The following is a 17,424-nucleotide window of genomic DNA, read 5'->3' as shown; positions in this document are numbered from 1 at the left end:
AGAGAAGCTGCGCTTCGCCATCCGTGAAGGCGGCCGCACCGTCGGTGCCGGCATCGTCGTCACCATCAAAGAGTAATCGACGCCGGCATTTGTCGGATCGACAGGGAAGGGCGGTCTTCGGGCCGCCCTTTCTACGTTTACTGGCTCCACGCAGAACAATCTTGCGCGGTCGTTTCAAAGCTATTGCAAGCACCACCGCCGCAACTATTATAGGTTGCATTGAGGGGGCTTTTGCCAAGCGTGGTTTGGGGACGCCGTTTAAGCAGTAGGGCCGGGTGGTGGCGCGGGCTGGTGCGCCTGGTGCCGGTGGTCGCAATGGCGATGGCTGGCTTCGCTGCGAAAGCCGATGACGCCTTCGATCCGAAGACATGGGATCCGAAGTCATGGTACCTTCCGGGCAGTTCGTCCGATGGTTTTTCGGAGATGCGGTTCATCATTGCCCGCAGCAGTGCAGTCGGCTGTAAGCCCAACTGTCCGGAATGGATTTCAGCGGAAGGCGCCATCGCAGCCGGCACGCCGGCTCTACTAAAGCGGGTTCTGAAAAAGCTCGGCACTCGCAAACTGCCGATTATCGTCAATTCCCCTGGCGGTGATGTCGACGCTGCGCTCCAGCTCGGTCGCATAATACGCAAGAACAGGCTCGACATCGCCATCGGTAAGACCGAGTTTTCCGATTGTTGGCCGGGGATGGAGGGTTGCGGGGCCAGCTACGGCAAAGGTGTAGCCTATTTCGGCGTCGCATCCGACGGTGGCGCAATGTGCAATTCCGCCTGTCCGCTGGTGTTTGCCGGAGGCGTCCGCCGCGTGGCGGGCAGCTGGGCCTATCTGGGTGTTCATCAGATCACCACCACTTATTTCCCCTCAACACGGCATTTTCGAACCACCTATCAAACCATCCGTGGCAAAAAATATCGGGTCACCACGGAGACCGTCACTCAAGGCGAGAGCTACAAGACCTATAAAATGAGCAAGGCGTTTTCGAGAAAGATCTCGGCCTACCTCAGGGAGATGGGTGTCGGGCGGAGCGTTCTTGACGTAATGAAGGCCACGCCCGCCAGCGACATCCGGCAGATCGCTCTCGACGACATGCTGACGATGAAGCTGGTCACCAGCAGGGACTCCCTCGACATACTTACGCTGGCGGGCATATGCCGGCGGAGTCCGGCGCCGCCGAACTGCAGGGAGGTCCCTGCGAATGCCAAGCCGGCCAAGGCAGTAGTGATGGCCGTCCGAGGGGCCGTTCCAGCCACTCCGTCGGCCCGTCCAGCGCCGGTCGACAATTCGATGCGTTTCGTCCTGGTCCGAAGCAGCGATCCGAAATGCGGTCTCGATTGTCCCGAATGGATTGCTGCGCAAGGCACGATCACTCCCGATTCGCAGAAGATATTTCGCCAATTGCTCGATACGGTCGGCGGCCGGCGTCTGCCGTTGATCGTGAGTTCGCCGGGAGGCGATTTGCTCAGCGCCTTGGCAACGGGAAGATTGATCCGCGACCGCAAACTTGACGTCGCGATTGCGCGCACCGATTTTACCGGGTGCAAGCCGCAGGACAAAGGGTGCGCGCCACCGGATGGGTTCTATCCTGGTGTCGCGACCGATTTAGGTGCGGGGTGCGATGCCGCCTGTCCGATCATGCTTGCTGGGGGCGTCAGACGTTTCGTCGGTCCTGATGCGCTTGTGAGTGTGCAACCGCTGGCGTTCGCTGAGCGGGTACGCACTTATCTTGCGGACATGTCGATCAAGCAGAATCTGTTTCCGCCGGTGCAGTTCAATTTCGCCGATTTTAGATTGCTCCGTCTGCGGCTCGAACTTGGCACAATGTTGACGATGGGACTGACGACGGGACCTGAATCGGCGAACCATTTGGTCGGACCGACTGTCTGTAAAACCGAACCGAGGCCGCAAAATTGCCCGGCGGCATCGGCGCTCAAGGTTGACGCACAATTCCCACTAAAGCCGTAGCCGTTGAAATACCCAAAGCCCTACCTCGAAGGGCGGTCTTCGGGCCGCCCGTCTCGCTTTTGGATACGGCCGGCATACTTTTTTGGCTACGGCCGGCGCTTGCGCCATCGTCGCAAAACGCTGTTGCAAGCCGGCAAAGCTGAACTACTATAGGTCGCATTGCGGGGGGCTTCCCGAATGGTTTCGTGGCACCGTCGGAATGGCCAGGCATGGTGGATGCTTGGGATGATCTTGCTGGCGTCGTTCCTGGTCATGGAACACGCTGCCTTCGCGGCGAACACCAAAAAATCCACGCCGGATCTTGGTCCGACGATGCGGTTTGTTGTCGTCCGCAGCAGCGCGCCTGGTTGCGAACCGACCTGCCCGGAATGGATATCGGCTGAAGGCTCGATAGTGGCCGCCACGCCGGCCCTGTTCAAACGCACGCTCAAGGGGCTTGGTGGCCGAAAACTGCCGGTTGTCGTGGATTCTCCCGGCGGCAACGTCGAAGCGGCGCTGGCGCTTGGCCGGCTGCTCCGCAAGAACAAGCTCGATATCGCGGTCGGCAAAACCCGGTTCACCGGTTGCCAGCCCGACGCCAAGGACTGCAAGGAGAACGACGGCAAGGGCGCTCGCTATTTCGGCAATGCCTATGCCGGCGGCGCCATCTGCAATTCAGCCTGTCCGCTGATGTTTGCCGGCGGCAGCAGGCGCGTCGTCGGGCAATGGGCCTTTCTCGGCGTGCATCAGATCACCACGACCTACATCCGCACGAAATTGCAGTACCGGACCACCTATCGCGTGGTCGGAGGCAAGAAGAAGATCCTCAGCAAGAAGATCGTCGGCCGCAAGAACGCCGGCAGCTACAAGACCTACGAGATGAGCAAGTCGGTGGAGAAAAGACTGGCTGCCTATCTGAACGAAATGGGCGTCGGCCAGGCCGTGCTCGAGGCGATGAAGAACACGCCGGCCAGCAGCATCCAGCAGCTGGCTCCCTACGACATGCTGCAGGCGAAGCTGGTGACCAGCCTAGATGCCGTCGACCTGCTGACCGCGCCAACCCTGTGCAACACCGATCCGGTGGCCGCGAACTGCAGGGAAATACCGGCGCCGGCCGGCGACGTGGTGGCGTACGCCAAGCCCGCTCCCGCCGCGCCGGTCGAACCTGAAACCGGGCAGCCGGCCGATGTTGGCGATATGCGCTTCGTCCTGGTTCGCGGCAGAAGTTTTCTCTGCGATCCCAATTGTCCCGAATGGATTTCGGCGGAAGGCACGATCAGCGCTCAAACGCCGGAACGGCTGCGCCAACTGCTGGACACGATCGGTGACCGGCGACTGCCCGTGGTGATCAACTCGCCGGGAGGCGACGTGCTCGGCGCTCTGGCCGCCGGAAGATTGATCCGAGAACGCAAGCTCGACGTGACGGTTGCGCGGACGGACTTCATTGGATGCGAGCCGGACAAGGCGGATTGCGCCGCCAGGGATGGCGTCCATGTCGGACTGACGATCGATGCGAGCGGCGCGTGTGGCGCGGCCTGTCCGATCATGCTTGCCGGCGGTGTCAGGCGCCTTGTCGGTCCTCGCGCGCAGTTGACCGTGCACTCGATGGGGTTGGAGCAGCGGGTCAAAACCTATCTTAGGGACATGGCGGTCGGACCCGGTCTGCTGGCTGCGATGCGGTCGGTGCCGGCCTCGCGCCATCGGCAGCTCGAACCCGAGAGGATGCTGCAAATCGGGCTGACGACCGGGCTTGGTTCGGCAGACGAATTTACCGGTCCGACCATCTGCAAGTCGCAGCCAATGCCGGAGAATTGCCGCGTCGTGTCGACGTCCGAGGTTCAGGCCGAGGCGGCCGTCAAGTTGTAAGGCGCAGTCACGCCCCAGCCCAGCGCGACAGGGCGAGGCGGGGTAGTCCTTCCTGAATGCGCCACAATCCGCCGCGACGTTCGACCGATTCGGCAATGAACAAGGTTTGACGATGCTGATCGCTCATCTTCCGGCTGGCCCCATACTCGGTACTTTCGTGGGAAATCGTTGGCCCGGCAGATCGGGGATCATGGCGGCGGCTATGCTCGGCAGCGTCGTCCCGGACTCGACATGGTCTATTTCCATTTTGTCGATGGCCGACGAACCCATCACCACGCCTACGTCACGCACTGGCCGCTCTTCTGGGCAGCGGTTGGCCTTGTGGCACTGTCGGTCGCGAAATGGCGGGATCCGCGATATCTGGCCCCGGTCGGCGCCTTCTTTGCCGCCGCAATGATACACATGATCCTGGACTCAGTGGCGTCGCCTATCATGTGGCTAATGCCGTTCGACCGGCGCGCGCTCGAACTCGTCACGGTTCCGGCGATGTATCGCAACTGGGTCATGAGCTTCATGTTGCATTGGACTTTTGCCCTCGAACTTCTGATATGCGCCTGGGCGCTGGCCCTCGGATTTCGACGATTGCAGCCCGGCGCGGCCACGCCTGAAAACTCGACTTGAGTTCTTGTCCGCTTTATGAAATAGCAGCGCGCGATACGGGCATAGCTCAGTTGGTAGAGCGGCGGTCTCCAAAACCGCAGGTCGTAGGTTCGAGCCCTGCTGCCCGTGCCATTTTTCGAAATGGCCAATTCATGAAAAAATTTCTGGTCTTCCGCGCATCGACCTTTTGAAAATCGCGCGGTGGCTTGCCATATAGGCTGTCTTGAGGCATAAGAGCGCCATAGCCGGGACGGGACGACTGGATGGTTCCGAGGCGGCGTTTGGCATAAAGCGGACACTTGCCACTTGCGTGGATCAAGAATCGGTTTTATGTAGACGAAACAGACACGCGACGCGTGGAGCTGGGAAGCCGGCTTTACGCGTCCGATTTGCATGGGCGAAATGATTGCGCTGATTCGGGCGCGAACACAGGCTCAGGCGGCACATCCCGGCCAGCGGGATCATCCAGGAGATCCGGTCAACGGGTCTTGCAGACAGAGCGGCACATGGCTTCGAAAACCACAAATCCTTTCGTCTTTCTCCAGCAGGTTCGCGCGGAGACCGCCAAGGTGACTTGGCCGTCGCGTCGTGAAACGATGATCTCGACGGTGATGGTTCTGGCGTTCGCTGTGATCGCGATGATCTTTTTCTTTACTGCCGATCAGCTCATGGGCCTCGCGGTCGAGCAGATTCTGGGCATTGGACGCTAAGTCCGGCGATTACGGAGAAGCCTTGAAATGACTGCGCGGTGGTACATCGTCCACGCCTATTCGAACTTTGAAAAAAAGGTCGCTGAGGACATCGAGAACAAGGCCAAGCAGAAAGGCCTGTCCGGTGACATCGAGCAGATCGTGGTGCCTACCGAGAAGGTCGTCGAGATACGCCGCGGCCGCAAGGTCGATGCCGAGCGCAAGTTCTTCCCGGGCTACGTGCTGCTGAAGGCCAACCTGACCGACGCAGTGTTCTCGCTCGTGAAGAACACGCCGAAGGTCACCGGCTTCCTGGGTGATTCGAAGCCGGTGCCGATCACCGAGGCCGAGGCCCAGCGCATCCTGAACCAGGTGCAGGAAGGCGTCGAGCGGCCGAAGCCGTCGGTCACTTTCGAGATCGGCGAGGCGATCCGCGTCTCGGACGGTCCGTTCGCCTCGTTCAACGGTTTCGTCCAGGAAGTGGACGAGGAGCGGGCGCGGCTCAAGGTGGAAGTTTCGATCTTCGGGCGCGCCGTGCCTGTCGATCTCGAATTCGGACAGGTCGAAAAGGGCTGATCCGAAATCCTTGTCGCCAATTCGGCGGTGAGGGAGGCGGCGTGGAAATCGCCGCCAAAACGGGTGGGAGGCGAATGCGGCTTTAGCCCGCTGCAGGAACCGCACCACCAGACTGCAACCGCCGGTGTTGCCCAGATTTGGGGCCGGCATGAGATAAAGGCAGGAAGAGATGGCTAAGAAAATTGCAGGCCAGCTCAAGCTCCAGGTTTCCGCGGGCTCGGCGACGCCGTCGCCCCCGATCGGACCGGCGCTTGGTCAGCGCGGCATCAACATCATGGAGTTCTGCAAGGCATTCAACGCGCAGACCCAGGAAATGGAGAAGGGATCGCCGGTTCCGGTCGTGATCACCTACTACCAGGACAAGTCGTTCACCTTCGTCATGAAGACGCCGCCGGTGAGCTACTTCCTGAAGAAGGCCGCAAACCTGAAGTCGGGCTCGAAGGAGCCGGGCAAGGTCAAGGCCGGCACGATCGGCCGCGACAAGGTGCGCGCCATCGCCGAGCAGAAGATGAAGGATCTGAACGCGACCGATATCGAGGGGGCCATGCGCATGGTCGAGGGCTCCGCCCGCTCGATGGGTCTGGAAGTGGTGGGCTGAGATCATGGCAAAGATTGCAAAGCGTGTATCGAAGACCCGCGAAGGCATCGATCCCAACAAGGCCTATGCCTTGGGTGATGCGCTGAAGCTGCTCAAGGACCGGTCCTCGGTGAAGTTCGACGAGACCGTTGAAATCGCGATGAACCTGGGTGTCGACCCGCGCCATGCCGACCAGATGGTCCGTGGCGTGGTCAACCTGCCGAACGGCACCGGCCGTACCGTCCGCGTCGCGGTTTTCGCGCGTGGCGACAAGGCCGAGGAAGCCAAGGCGGCCGGCGCCGATATCGTTGGCGCCGAGGATCTGGTCGACATCGTCCAGAAGGGCACGATCGACTTCGATCGCTGCATCGCCACGCCGGACATGATGCCGCTGGTCGGCCGTCTGGGCAAGGTGCTCGGCCCGCGTGGCATGATGCCGAACCCGAAGGTCGGCACTGTCACCACCGACGTTACCGCCGCCGTCAAGGCGTCGAAGGGTGGCGCGGTCGAGTTCCGCGTCGAGAAGGCAGGCATCGTTCATGGCGGCGTCGGCAAGATCTCGTTCGACGTCAAGGCGCTGGAAGAGAACGTCCGCGCCTTCGCTGACGCCGTGACCAAGGCGAAGCCGGCTGGCGCCAAGGGCAACTACGTCAAGAAGGTGTCGGTCACCTCGACGATGGGCCCTGGTCTCAAGCTCGACGTCTCGACGCTGGCAGCGTCCTGATACGAACCATTCGGATCTGCCGCTAAAGGGCTGATCCGCAAGCAGAATTCCGGGCCTCCGATTTATCTTGGCGGCCCGGTACTGGAAGTCGGAAGGCTTCCGGACATCCTGTCCGAGATTGCGGGCGGCCCCAGGCCTTGGTTCAAGGGGGGCCTTAATTCATGTGGGCCTGCATGAGACGGGTGAAGACCGGACAAACGGAGCGACTGCTCCAATGAAAGGTTCGAACCGTGTTTGCCTTTTGTCTGCGCACCATTCGGCTTGCCGGCTGGTGTGGCGAAAGGGGGCAGGATCCTCGAGCGTCGTTCGGGAGATCCGTTACTGGATGGCCCGGCCGGCAAAAGGCAACCCGACACCTTCCTCGTAATGGGAATGTTCCCGTTAACAGGATTGGGGTCAACTGGAGATAGGCAGTGGACAGAGCGGAAAAACGCGAACTCGTCACGGGCCTGAATGAAGCGTTTTCGGGCGCTGGTTCAGTCGTCGTGGCCCACTACGCCGGTATTACCGTCGCGCAAATGAACGACCTTCGGTCGAAAATGCGTGTCGCCGGTGGCACCGTCAAAGTCGCGAAGAACCGTCTCGCCAAAATCGCTCTTCAGGGCACGGACTCCGCATCGATCATCGACCTGTTCAAGGGACAGACGCTGATCGCCTATTCGGAGGATCCGATTGCGGCGCCGAAGGTCGCGTCCGATTTCGCCAAGGGAAATGACAAGCTCGTCATTCTCGGCGGCGCAATGGGCACCACCTCGCTCAACGCCGACGGTGTGAAGGCACTCGCCACACTTCCGTCGCTCGATGAGCTGCGCGCCAGGCTGGTTGGCATGATCGCCACGCCGGCAACCCGGATCGCCCAGATCGTCAATGCGCCTGCGGCTTCGGTCGCGCGTGTCATCGGCGCTTACGCCCGGAAGGACGAGGCGGCATGAGGCCGTTCCTCGCTATCACAAACACACGTTCGAACCTTATGAAGGAATATTGCAATGGCTGATCTGGCAAAGATCGTAGACGACCTTTCGAAGCTGACCGTCCTCGAGGCGGCCGAGCTGTCGAAGCTTCTTGAAGAAAAGTGGGGCGTTTCCGCTGCTGCTCCGGTGGCGGTTGCTGCCGCCGGCGGTGCTGCGGCTGCTGCTGCTCCGGTCGAGGAAAAGACGGAATTCGACGTCGTCCTCACCGAGGCGGGCGCTCAGAAGATCAACGTCATCAAGGAAGTTCGCGCCATCACCGGTCTTGGCCTCAAGGAAGCCAAGGACCTGGTCGAGGCGGCTCCGAAGCCGGTCAAGGAAGCTGTTTCCAAGGCCGACGCGGACAAGTTCAAGGCCCAGCTGGAAGCAGCCGGCGCCAAGGTCGAACTGAAGTAAGCGTTTGATATCGGCGGGCGGCTTCGCGCCGTCCGCCGCTCCCTTGGCGCGAAGGGAGGCTGCGTAACGCGAAGAGTACGAAAACCTCTTTCCTGAGGGCCGTAAGCCGGTCTTCAGGAAACGGGTTTTCTCCCGTTTTGGCCGGCCACCGACAGGTGGCGGGTGAACAAATAAAGGCCGCCGCCGAAGGTGGCCGAGAATGCAAGGCGAGCCGCGGCGAGGCTCGCCCCGAGAATCGAGCTAAGGAGCGACGATGGCCCAGACACAAACTTTCAATGGCCGCAGACGCGTACGCAAATTCTTCGGAAAGATTCCGGAAGTTGCGGAGATGCCGAACCTGATCGAGGTTCAGAAGGCATCCTATGACCAGTTCCTGATGGTCGAGGAGCCCAAGGGCGGGCGTCCTGACGAGGGACTGCAGGCGGTTTTCAAATCGGTGTTCCCGATTTCCGACTTTTCCGGCTCCTCGATGCTGGAATTCGTGAAGTACGAGTTCGAAGCACCGAAATTCGACGTTGACGAATGCCGTCAGCGCGACCTGACCTATGCCGCGCCACTCAAGGTGACGCTGCGCCTCATCGTGTTCGATATCGACGAGGATACCGGCGCCAAGTCGATCAAGGACATCAAGGAGCAGGACGTGTATATGGGCGACATGCCGCTCATGACCTTGAACGGCACCTTCATCGTCAATGGCACCGAGCGTGTCATCGTCTCGCAGATGCACCGTTCGCCGGGCGTCTTCTTCGACCATGACAAGGGCAAGTCGCACTCGTCGGGCAAGCTGCTGTTTGCCGCGCGCGTCATCCCCTATCGCGGATCGTGGCTCGACATCGAGTTCGACTCGAAGGACGTCGTGCACGCCCGCATCGACCGCCGCCGCAAGATTCCGGTGACGTCGCTGCTGATGGCGCTCGGCATGGACGCCGAGGAGATCCTGTCGACCTTCTACAACAAGATCACCTACAAGCGCGCCGGCGACCACTGGCGCATCCCGTTCAACGTCGAGCGTTTCCGCGGCCTCAAGGCTGTCGGCGACCTGATCGATGCAGACACCAACGAGGTTGTCGTCGAGGCCGGCAAGAAGATCACCGCACGCCAGGCCCGTCAGCTCGGCGAAAAGGGTCTCAAGGCGATCAAGGCGACCGACGAGGATCTGCTCGGCAACTACCTTGCCGAGGACATCGTCAACTATGCGACCGGCGAGATTTTCCTCGAGGCCGGCGACGAGATCGACGAAAAGACGCTAAAAGTGCTTCTCGCCGCCGGCGACGACGAGATCAAGGTTCTCGACATCGACCACGTCAATGTCGGCGCCTATATCCGCAACACGCTCAACGTCGACAAGAACGAGAGCCGCCAGGACGCGCTGTTTGACATCTACCGTGTCATGCGCCCCGGCGAGCCGCCGACGCTGGAAACCGCCGAAGCCATGTTCAACTCGCTGTTCTTCGACAGCGAGCGCTATGACCTGTCGGCCGTCGGCCGCGTCAAGATGAACATGCGCCTCGAGCTCAAGGCCGAGGACACCGTGCGCGTGCTGCGCAAGGACGACATCCTGGCCGTGGTCAAGACGCTGGTCGAACTGCGTGATGGCAAGGGCGAGATCGACGACATCGACAATCTCGGCAATCGCCGCGTGCGCTCGGTCGGCGAGCTGATGGAGAACCAGTACCGCGTCGGCCTCTTGCGCATGGAGCGCGCGATCAAGGAACGCATGTCCTCGATCGAGATCGATACGGTGATGCCGCAGGACCTGATCAACGCCAAGCCAGCGGCTGCCGCCGTGCGCGAGTTCTTCGGTTCCTCGCAGCTGTCGCAGTTCATGGACCAGACCAACCCGCTGTCGGAGATCACCCACAAGCGCCGTCTCTCGGCGCTTGGACCCGGTGGTCTGACCCGCGAGCGCGCCGGCTTCGAGGTGCGCGACGTGCATCCGACGCATTACGGCCGCATCTGCCCGATCGAGACGCCGGAAGGCCCGAACATCGGTCTGATCAACTCGCTGGCCACATTTGCGCGCGTCAACAAGTATGGCTTCATCGAGAGCCCGTACCGCAAGATCGTCAACGGCAAGCTGACCAATGAGGTCGTCTATCTCTCCGCGATGGAAGAGGCCAAGCACCACGTCGCGCAGGCCAATGCCGAGCTCGACAAGAATGGTGGTTTCGTCGACGAATTCGTCATTTGCCGCAATGCCGGCGAAGTGATGATGGCGCCGCGCGAAAACGTCGATCTGATGGACGTGTCGCCGAAGCAGATGGTGTCGGTGGCCGCGGCCCTGATCCCGTTCCTCGAGAACGACGACGCCAACCGCGCGCTGATGGGCTCGAACATGCAGCGTCAGGCCGTGCCGCTGGTGCGCGCCGAAGCGCCGTTCGTCGGCACCGGCATGGAGCCGATCGTCGCCCGTGACTCCGGCGCCGCCATCGGCGCCCGCCGCGGCGGCATCGTCGACCAGGTCGACGCGACGCGTATCGTCATCCGCGCCACCGAAGATCTCGATCCCGGCAAGTCGGGCGTCGACATCTACCGGCTGATGAAGTTCCAGCGCTCGAACCAGAACACCTGCATCAACCAGCGTCCGCTGGTGCGCATGGGCGACCTGGTCAACAAGGGCGACATCATCGCCGACGGTCCGTCGACCGAGCTTGGCGATCTGGCGCTCGGCCGCAACGTGCTGGTCGCGTTCATGCCGTGGAACGGTTACAACTACGAGGACTCGATCCTCTTGTCCGAGCGCATCGTCGCCGATGACGTCTTCACCTCGATCCACATCGAGGAGTTCGAGGTCATGGCGCGCGATACCAAGCTCGGGCCGGAGGAAATCACCCGCGACATCCCCAACGTCTCGGAAGAAGCGCTGAAGAACCTCGACGAGGCCGGCATCGTCTATATCGGTGCCGAAGTGCAGCCGGGCGACATCCTGGTCGGCAAGATCACGCCGAAGGGTGAAAGCCCGATGACGCCGGAAGAAAAGCTTCTGCGCGCCATTTTTGGCGAAAAGGCATCGGACGTGCGTGACACCTCCATGCGCATGCCGCCCGGAACCTTCGGCACCGTCGTCGAAGTGCGCGTCTTCAACCGTCACGGCGTGGAGAAGGACGAGCGCGCCATGGCCATCGAACGCGAGGAGATCGAACGCCTCGCCAAGGACCGCGACGACGAGCAGGCGATCCTCGACCGCAACGTCTATTCGCGCCTGTCCGACGTTCTCGTCGGCAAGGATGCGATTGCCGGGCCGAAGGGTTTCAAGAAGGGCTCGAAGCTGTCGAAGGATACGCTCGACGAGTATCCGCGTTCGCAGTGGTGGCAGTTTGCGGTGGAGAACGAAAAGCTCCAGAGCGAACTGGAAGCCCTGCGCGGCCAGTACGACGATTCCAAGAAGGCGCTCGAACAGCGCTTCATGGACAAGGTCGAGAAGGTACAGCGCGGCGACGAGATGCCTCCCGGCGTCATGAAGATGGTCAAGGTCTTCGTGGCCGTGAAGCGCAAGATGCAGCCCGGCGACAAGATGGCCGGCCGGCACGGCAACAAGGGTGTCGTGTCGCGGATCGTTCCGGTCGAGGACATGCCGTTCCTCGAGGACGGCACGCATGCCGATATCGTGCTCAACCCGCTGGGTGTGCCGAGCCGCATGAATGTCGGCCAGATCCTGGAGACGCATCTGGGCTGGGCTTGCGCTGGAATGGGCAGGAAGATCGGCGAGCTGATCGACGCGTACAAGACGGGCGGCGACATCAAGCCGCTGCGCAAGACGCTCGAGAGCTTCATGCCGGCCAACGACCGCAACGAGCCGGTCCGCGACTATGACGACGACAGCGTCGTTCGCCTCAGCGAGCAGATGCGCCGCGGCGTCTCTGTCGCGACACCGGTGTTCGACGGCGCGCACGAGGCCGACATCAACATCATGCTGGAGCAGGCGGGCCTGCACACCAGCGGTCAGTCGCAGCTCTATGACGGACGCACCGGCGAGCCGTTCGATCGCAAAGTGACGATGGGCTACATATATATGCTCAAGCTTCACCATCTTGTGGACGACAAGATCCACGCGCGTTCGATCGGGCCGTACTCGCTCGTTACCCAGCAGCCGCTGGGCGGCAAGGCGCAGTTCGGTGGCCAGCGCTTCGGCGAAATGGAGGTCTGGGCGCTCGAAGCGTACGGCGCCGCCTACACGCTGCAGGAGATGCTGACGGTGAAGTCGGACGACGTCGCCGGCCGCACCAAGGTCTACGAGGCGATCGTCAGAGGCGACGATACCTTCGAGGCCGGCATCCCCGAGAGCTTCAACGTTCTGGTCAAGGAAATGCGCTCTCTGGGCCTCAATGTCGAGCTGGAGAACACCAAGCTCGACGACAATCCGATCCGGCTGCCCGACGCGGCCGAATAAGCAAGACGCTTGGTCGCGGGAGAGGGCTCCCGCGACCGAGCGCACCAAATTTTCGACCGATGGTCGACCAAGTCGGCGGGCGTTTGGCCCGCGCTAGATGCAAGGGGTTTCGATGACCCCGAAAAGGAGAACGGCATGAACCAAGAGGTCATGAATCTCTTCAATCCCCAGGCGCCTGCGCAGGTGTTCGATTCCATCCGGATCTCGCTCGCCAGCCCTGAGAAGATTCTGTCCTGGTCGTTCGGCGAGATCAAGAAGCCGGAGACCATCAACTACCGCACCTTCAAGCCGGAGCGCGACGGCCTGTTCTGCGCGCGCATTTTCGGTCCGATAAAGGACTACGAATGCCTGTGCGGCAAGTACAAGCGCATGAAGTACAAGGGCGTCATCTGCGAGAAGTGCGGCGTCGAAGTCACGCTGTCGCGCGTCCGTCGCGAGCGCATGGGCCATATCGAGCTGGCCGCGCCGGTCGCCCATATCTGGTTCCTGAAGTCGCTGCCGTCGCGTATCGGCACGCTGCTCGACATGACGCTGAAGGACATCGAGCGCGTTCTCTACTTCGAGAACTACATCGTCACCGAGCCCGGCCTGACCGCGCTGAAGGAGCACCAGCTCCTCAGCGAGGAAGAGTACATGATGGCCGTCGACGAATATGGCGAGGATTCGTTCACCGCCATGATCGGCGCCGAGGCCATCCACGACCTTCTGGCCGGCATGGACCTGGAGAAGATCGCCGGCGACCTGCGTTCGGAGCTGGCTTCGACCACGTCCGAGCTCAAGCAGAAGAAGTATCTGAAGCGGCTCAAGGTCGTCGAGAACTTCATGGAGTCCGGCAACCGTCCGGAATGGATGATCATGAAGGTTGTCCCGGTGATCCCGCCGGACCTGCGCCCGTTGGTTCCCCTGGATGGCGGCCGCTTCGCCACGTCCGATCTCAACGATCTCTATCGCCGCGTCATCAACCGCAACAACCGCCTGAAGCGGCTGATCGAGCTGCGCGCGCCCGGCATCATCGTGCGCAATGAAAAGCGCATGCTGCAGGAAGCCGTCGACGCGCTGTTCGACAACGGCCGTCGCGGCCGCGTCATCACCGGCGCCAACAAGCGTCCGCTGAAGTCGCTGTCCGACATGCTGAAGGGCAAGCAGGGCCGGTTCCGCCAGAACCTGCTCGGCAAGCGCGTTGACTATTCCGGCCGCTCGGTCATCGTGACCGGTCCGGAGCTCAAGCTGCATCAGTGCGGCCTGCCGAAGAAGATGGCTCTCGAACTGTTCAAGCCCTTCATCTATGCCCGTCTCGACGCCAAGGGTTACTCCTCGACCGTCAAGCAGGCGAAGAAGCTGGTCGAGAAGGAGCGTCCGGAGGTCTGGGATATCCTCGACGAGGTCATCCGCGAGCATCCGGTGCTGTTGAACCGTGCGCCGACGCTGCACCGCCTCGGCATCCAGGCGTTCGAGCCGATCCTGATCGAAGGCAAGGCGATCCAGCTTCACCCGCTGGTCTGCACGGCCTTCAACGCCGACTTCGACGGTGACCAGATGGCGGTTCACGTGCCGCTGTCGCTGGAAGCACAGCTTGAAGCCCGCGTGCTGATGATGTCGACCAACAACATCCTGCACCCGGCTTCCGGCGCGCCGATCATCGTGCCGTCGCAGGACATGGTTCTGGGTCTCTACTATCTCTCGATCGTCAACCAGAACGAGCCGGGCGAGGGCATGGTGTTTGCCGACATGGGCGAACTCCAGCACGCGCTCGAGACCAAGGCGGTGACGCTGCACTCCAAGATCAAGGGCCGCTTCCGCTCGGTCGATGCGGACGGCAAGGTCGTGTCGAAGATCTACGACACCACGCCCGGCCGCATGATCATCGGCGAGCTTCTGCCGAAGAACGTCAATGTGCCGTACGAGACCGCCAACCAGGAGATGACCAAGAAGAACATCTCCAAGATGATCGACACCGTCTACCGCCATTGCGGTCAGAAGGAGACGGTCATTTTCTGCGATCGCATCATGGCCCTCGGCTTCAGCCACGCCTGCCGCGCCGGCATTTCGTTCGGCAAGGACGACATGCTGATCCCGGATGCCAAGATCAAGCTGGTTTCCGACACCGAGGCCTTGGCCAAGGAATACGAGCAGCAGTACAATGACGGCCTGATCACGCAGGGCGAGAAGTACAACAAGGTCGTCGACGCCTGGGCCAAGTGCTCGGAAAAGGTCGCCGACGAGATGATGGCCCGCATCAAGGCGGTCGAATTCGAGGACAATGGCCGTCAAAAGCCGATGAACTCGATCTACATGATGTCGCACTCCGGTGCGCGCGGCTCGCCCACCCAGATGCGCCAGCTTGCCGGTATGCGCGGCCTGATGGCCAAGCCGAGCGGCGAGATCATCGAAACGCCGATCATCTCCAACTTCAAGGAAGGCCTGACCGTTCTCGAGTACTTCAACTCGACCCACGGCGCCCGCAAGGGTCTGGCCGACACCGCCTTGAAGACGGCGAACTCGGGTTACCTCACCCGTCGTCTGGTCGACGTGGCGCAGGACTGCATCGTCAACTCCGTCGACTGCGGCACCGACAAGGGCCTCACCATGCAGCCGATCGTCGATGCCGGCCAGGTCGTCGCTTCCGTCGGCCAGCGCGTTCTCGGCCGCACGGCGCTCGATGACATCACGCATCCGGTGACGGGTGAGGTTCTGGTCAAGGCCGGAACGCTGATGGACGAACGCGACGTCGAGCAGATCGAAAAGGCCGGCGTCCAGTCGGTCCGCATCCGCTCGGCGCTGACCTGCGACGTCAGGGTCGGTGTCTGCGCGGTCTGCTACGGACGCGATCTGGCCCGCGGCACCCCGGTCAACCAGGGCGAGGCTGTCGGCGTCATCGCGGCGCAGTCGATCGGCGAGCCGGGCACCCAGCTCACCATGCGTACCTTCCACATGGGCGGTACGGCGCAGGTGGTGGACTCGTCGTTCCTTGAAGCCTCGTATGAGGGCAAGGTCGAGATCCGTAACCGCAACGTGGTGCGCAACTCCGACGGCCAGCAGATGGTCATGGGCCGCAACATGGCCGTGCTGATCCTCGACGAGGCCGGCAAGGAGCGCGCCACGCACCGCCTCACCTATGGTTCGCGCATCTTCGTGGACGATGGCGACAAGGTGAAGCGCGGTCAGCGCATCGCCGAGTGGGATCCCTATACCCGCCCGGTTCTCACCGAAATCGAGGGCAAGGTGGCGTTCGAGGATCTGGTCGACGGCATTTCCGTCCAGGAAACGGCCGACGAATCGACCGGCATCACCAAGCGCGAGGTCATCGACTGGCGTTCGACGCCGCGCGGCAACGACCTCAAGCCGGCGATCGTAGTCCAGGACGCCAAGGGCAAGGTCGGCAAACTGTCGAAGGGCGGCGACGCTCGCTTCCTGCTCTCGGTCGAGGCCATTCTTTCGGTCGAGCCGGGTGCACAGGTTCGCCCCGGCGACGTGCTGGCGCGTATCCCGATGGAAAGCGCCAAGACCAAGGACATCACCGGCGGTCTGCCGCGTGTTGCCGAATTGTTCGAGGCACGCCGTCCGAAGGATCACGCCATCATCGCCGAGATCGATGGCACGATCCGCTTCGGCCGCGACTACAAGAACAAGCGCCGCATCATCATCGAGCCGCATGACTCGACGCTTGAGCCGGTCGAATACCTGATCCCGAAGGGCAAGCCGTTCCACCTCCAGGACGGCGACGTCATCGAGAAGGGCGACTACATCCTCGACGGCAATCCGGCGCCGCACGACATCCTGGCGATCAAGGGCGTGGAGGCGCTTGCGTCCTACCTCGTCAACGAGATCCAGGAGGTCTACCGTCTGCAGGGCGTGTCGATCAACGACAAGCACATCGAGGTGATCGTTCGCCAGATGCTGCAGAAGGTCGAGATCACCGCGCAGGGCGACTCGACCTACATTCCGGGCGACCACGTCGACGTGATCGAGCTGGAAGAGGTCAACGAGCGCCTGGTCGAGGACGGCAAGAAGCCGGCCGAAGGCCAGCCGGTGCTGTTGGGCATCACCAAGGCCTCGCTGCAGACGCCGTCCTTCATCTCGGCCGCCTCCTTCCAGGAGACGACCCGGGTGCTGACCGAAGCGGCGGTTGCCGGCAAGACCGACATGCTGCAGGGGCTGAAGGAAAACGTCATCGTCGGCCGTCTGATCCCGGCCGGCACCGGCGGCACGATGAGCCAGATCCGGCGCATCGCCACCTCGCGCGACGAGCTGATCATCGACGAGCGCCGCAAGGCGTCGGGCGTCGAGGTCGCCGATCCGATGCTGACCGACATGGCTTCCGCCGCGCAGTAAGCGCGGCGGGTACAGATCTCAGGCAACGAAGCCGTCGGGGCAACCCGGCGGCTTTTTTGCATGGTGAAGTTGGGGGATTCTTGCGAAGAGGACCCCCACCCTAACCCTCCCCACAAGGGGGAGGGAACGCTGCCGCGGGCCTTTATTTCTCCCCTTTGGCGCCGAAGCCAGGCAAGTTGCCAAGGTCAGCGCCAGCGGAAGTCTCCCTCCCCCTTGTGGGGAGGGGTTAGGGGTGGGGGTACATCGTAGAGCGAAAGCCTCGGCTTGCGACAGCCCTGCCTTGAGGGATGATAGTGTCCTGAAGGTTCTGCAAAAAGCTCTGGAGAGAGAGCAGCCCTTACTCTGAGGCGAGGGGCGGCCATGGC

12 protein-coding genes and 1 tRNA gene are annotated in these 17,424 nt (G+C 62.0%); all 13 read left to right on the top strand.

Translation table 11 applies throughout. The features are described 5' to 3' along the window. Window positions 1-76: EF-Tu C-terminal domain-related protein (locus AC0L18_RS31825; protein WP_454589835.1), on the top strand; the 76-nt coding region annotated here is incomplete at its 5' end. Between the two features lie 215 nt (window positions 77-291). Beyond that, entirely contained in the window at window positions 292-1,962 is a 1,671-nt protein-coding gene (locus tag AC0L18_RS31820) for a COG3904 family protein (protein WP_473495656.1), read from the top strand. Between the two features lie 216 nt (window positions 1,963-2,178). Next, complete coding sequence (locus AC0L18_RS31815; RefSeq protein ID WP_473495655.1) at window positions 2,179-3,807, top strand: COG3904 family protein; 1,629 nt, start codon at window positions 2,179-2,181, stop codon at window positions 3,805-3,807. Window positions 3,808-3,975: 168 nt separating this feature from the next. Then, a complete protein-coding gene (locus AC0L18_RS31810) occupies window positions 3,976-4,428 on the top strand; it encodes a metal-dependent hydrolase (RefSeq protein WP_473495654.1) in 453 nt (150 codons plus the stop codon). A gap of 35 nt (window positions 4,429-4,463) precedes the next feature. After that, window positions 4,464-4,539 (top strand) — tRNA-Trp (locus tag AC0L18_RS31805). A 374-nt stretch (window positions 4,540-4,913) separates the two neighbouring features. Further along, a complete protein-coding gene (secE, locus tag AC0L18_RS31800) occupies window positions 4,914-5,117 on the top strand; it encodes a preprotein translocase subunit SecE (protein ID WP_013531408.1) in 204 nt (67 codons plus the stop codon). 27 nt (window positions 5,118-5,144) lie between these two features. Further along, a complete protein-coding gene (gene nusG / locus AC0L18_RS31795) occupies window positions 5,145-5,672 on the top strand; it encodes a transcription termination/antitermination protein NusG (RefSeq protein WP_125006877.1) in 528 nt (175 codons plus the stop codon). Window positions 5,673-5,841: 169 nt separating this feature from the next. After that, window positions 5,842-6,270: a 50S ribosomal protein L11 gene (gene rplK, locus AC0L18_RS31790; protein WP_023798121.1), complete on the top strand. Its 429-nt coding sequence runs from the start codon at window positions 5,842-5,844 to the stop codon at window positions 6,268-6,270. A gap of 4 nt (window positions 6,271-6,274) precedes the next feature. Further along, complete coding sequence (rplA, locus tag AC0L18_RS31785) at window positions 6,275-6,973, top strand: 50S ribosomal protein L1 (RefSeq protein WP_027155818.1); 699 nt, start codon at window positions 6,275-6,277, stop codon at window positions 6,971-6,973. Between the two features lie 413 nt (window positions 6,974-7,386). Then, window positions 7,387-7,905: a 50S ribosomal protein L10 gene (rplJ, locus tag AC0L18_RS31780; protein ID WP_023798119.1), complete on the top strand. Its 519-nt coding sequence runs from the start codon at window positions 7,387-7,389 to the stop codon at window positions 7,903-7,905. Between the two features lie 54 nt (window positions 7,906-7,959). Next, window positions 7,960-8,337 carry a 50S ribosomal protein L7/L12 gene (gene rplL / locus AC0L18_RS31775; protein WP_023680442.1) on the top strand — a complete coding sequence of 126 codons (378 nt, stop codon included), beginning with the start codon at window positions 7,960-7,962 and terminating at the stop codon, window positions 8,335-8,337. A gap of 253 nt (window positions 8,338-8,590) precedes the next feature. Next, window positions 8,591-12,727, top strand: a complete 4,137-nt coding sequence (gene rpoB, locus AC0L18_RS31770; protein ID WP_473495653.1) for a DNA-directed RNA polymerase subunit beta — start codon at window positions 8,591-8,593, stop codon at window positions 12,725-12,727. A gap of 135 nt (window positions 12,728-12,862) precedes the next feature. After that, the gene (rpoC, locus tag AC0L18_RS31765) at window positions 12,863-17,059 is read left to right on the top strand and encodes a DNA-directed RNA polymerase subunit beta' (RefSeq protein ID WP_091591775.1); all 4,197 of its coding nucleotides are present in this window, start codon (window positions 12,863-12,865) and stop codon (window positions 17,057-17,059) included. Window positions 17,060-17,424 lie beyond the last annotated feature (365 nt).

Source organism: Mesorhizobium sp. WSM4819 (assembly GCF_055811215.1).
Note: the sequence above shows the minus strand (reverse complement) of the source record. Positions and strands in the feature narration are given on the sequence as shown.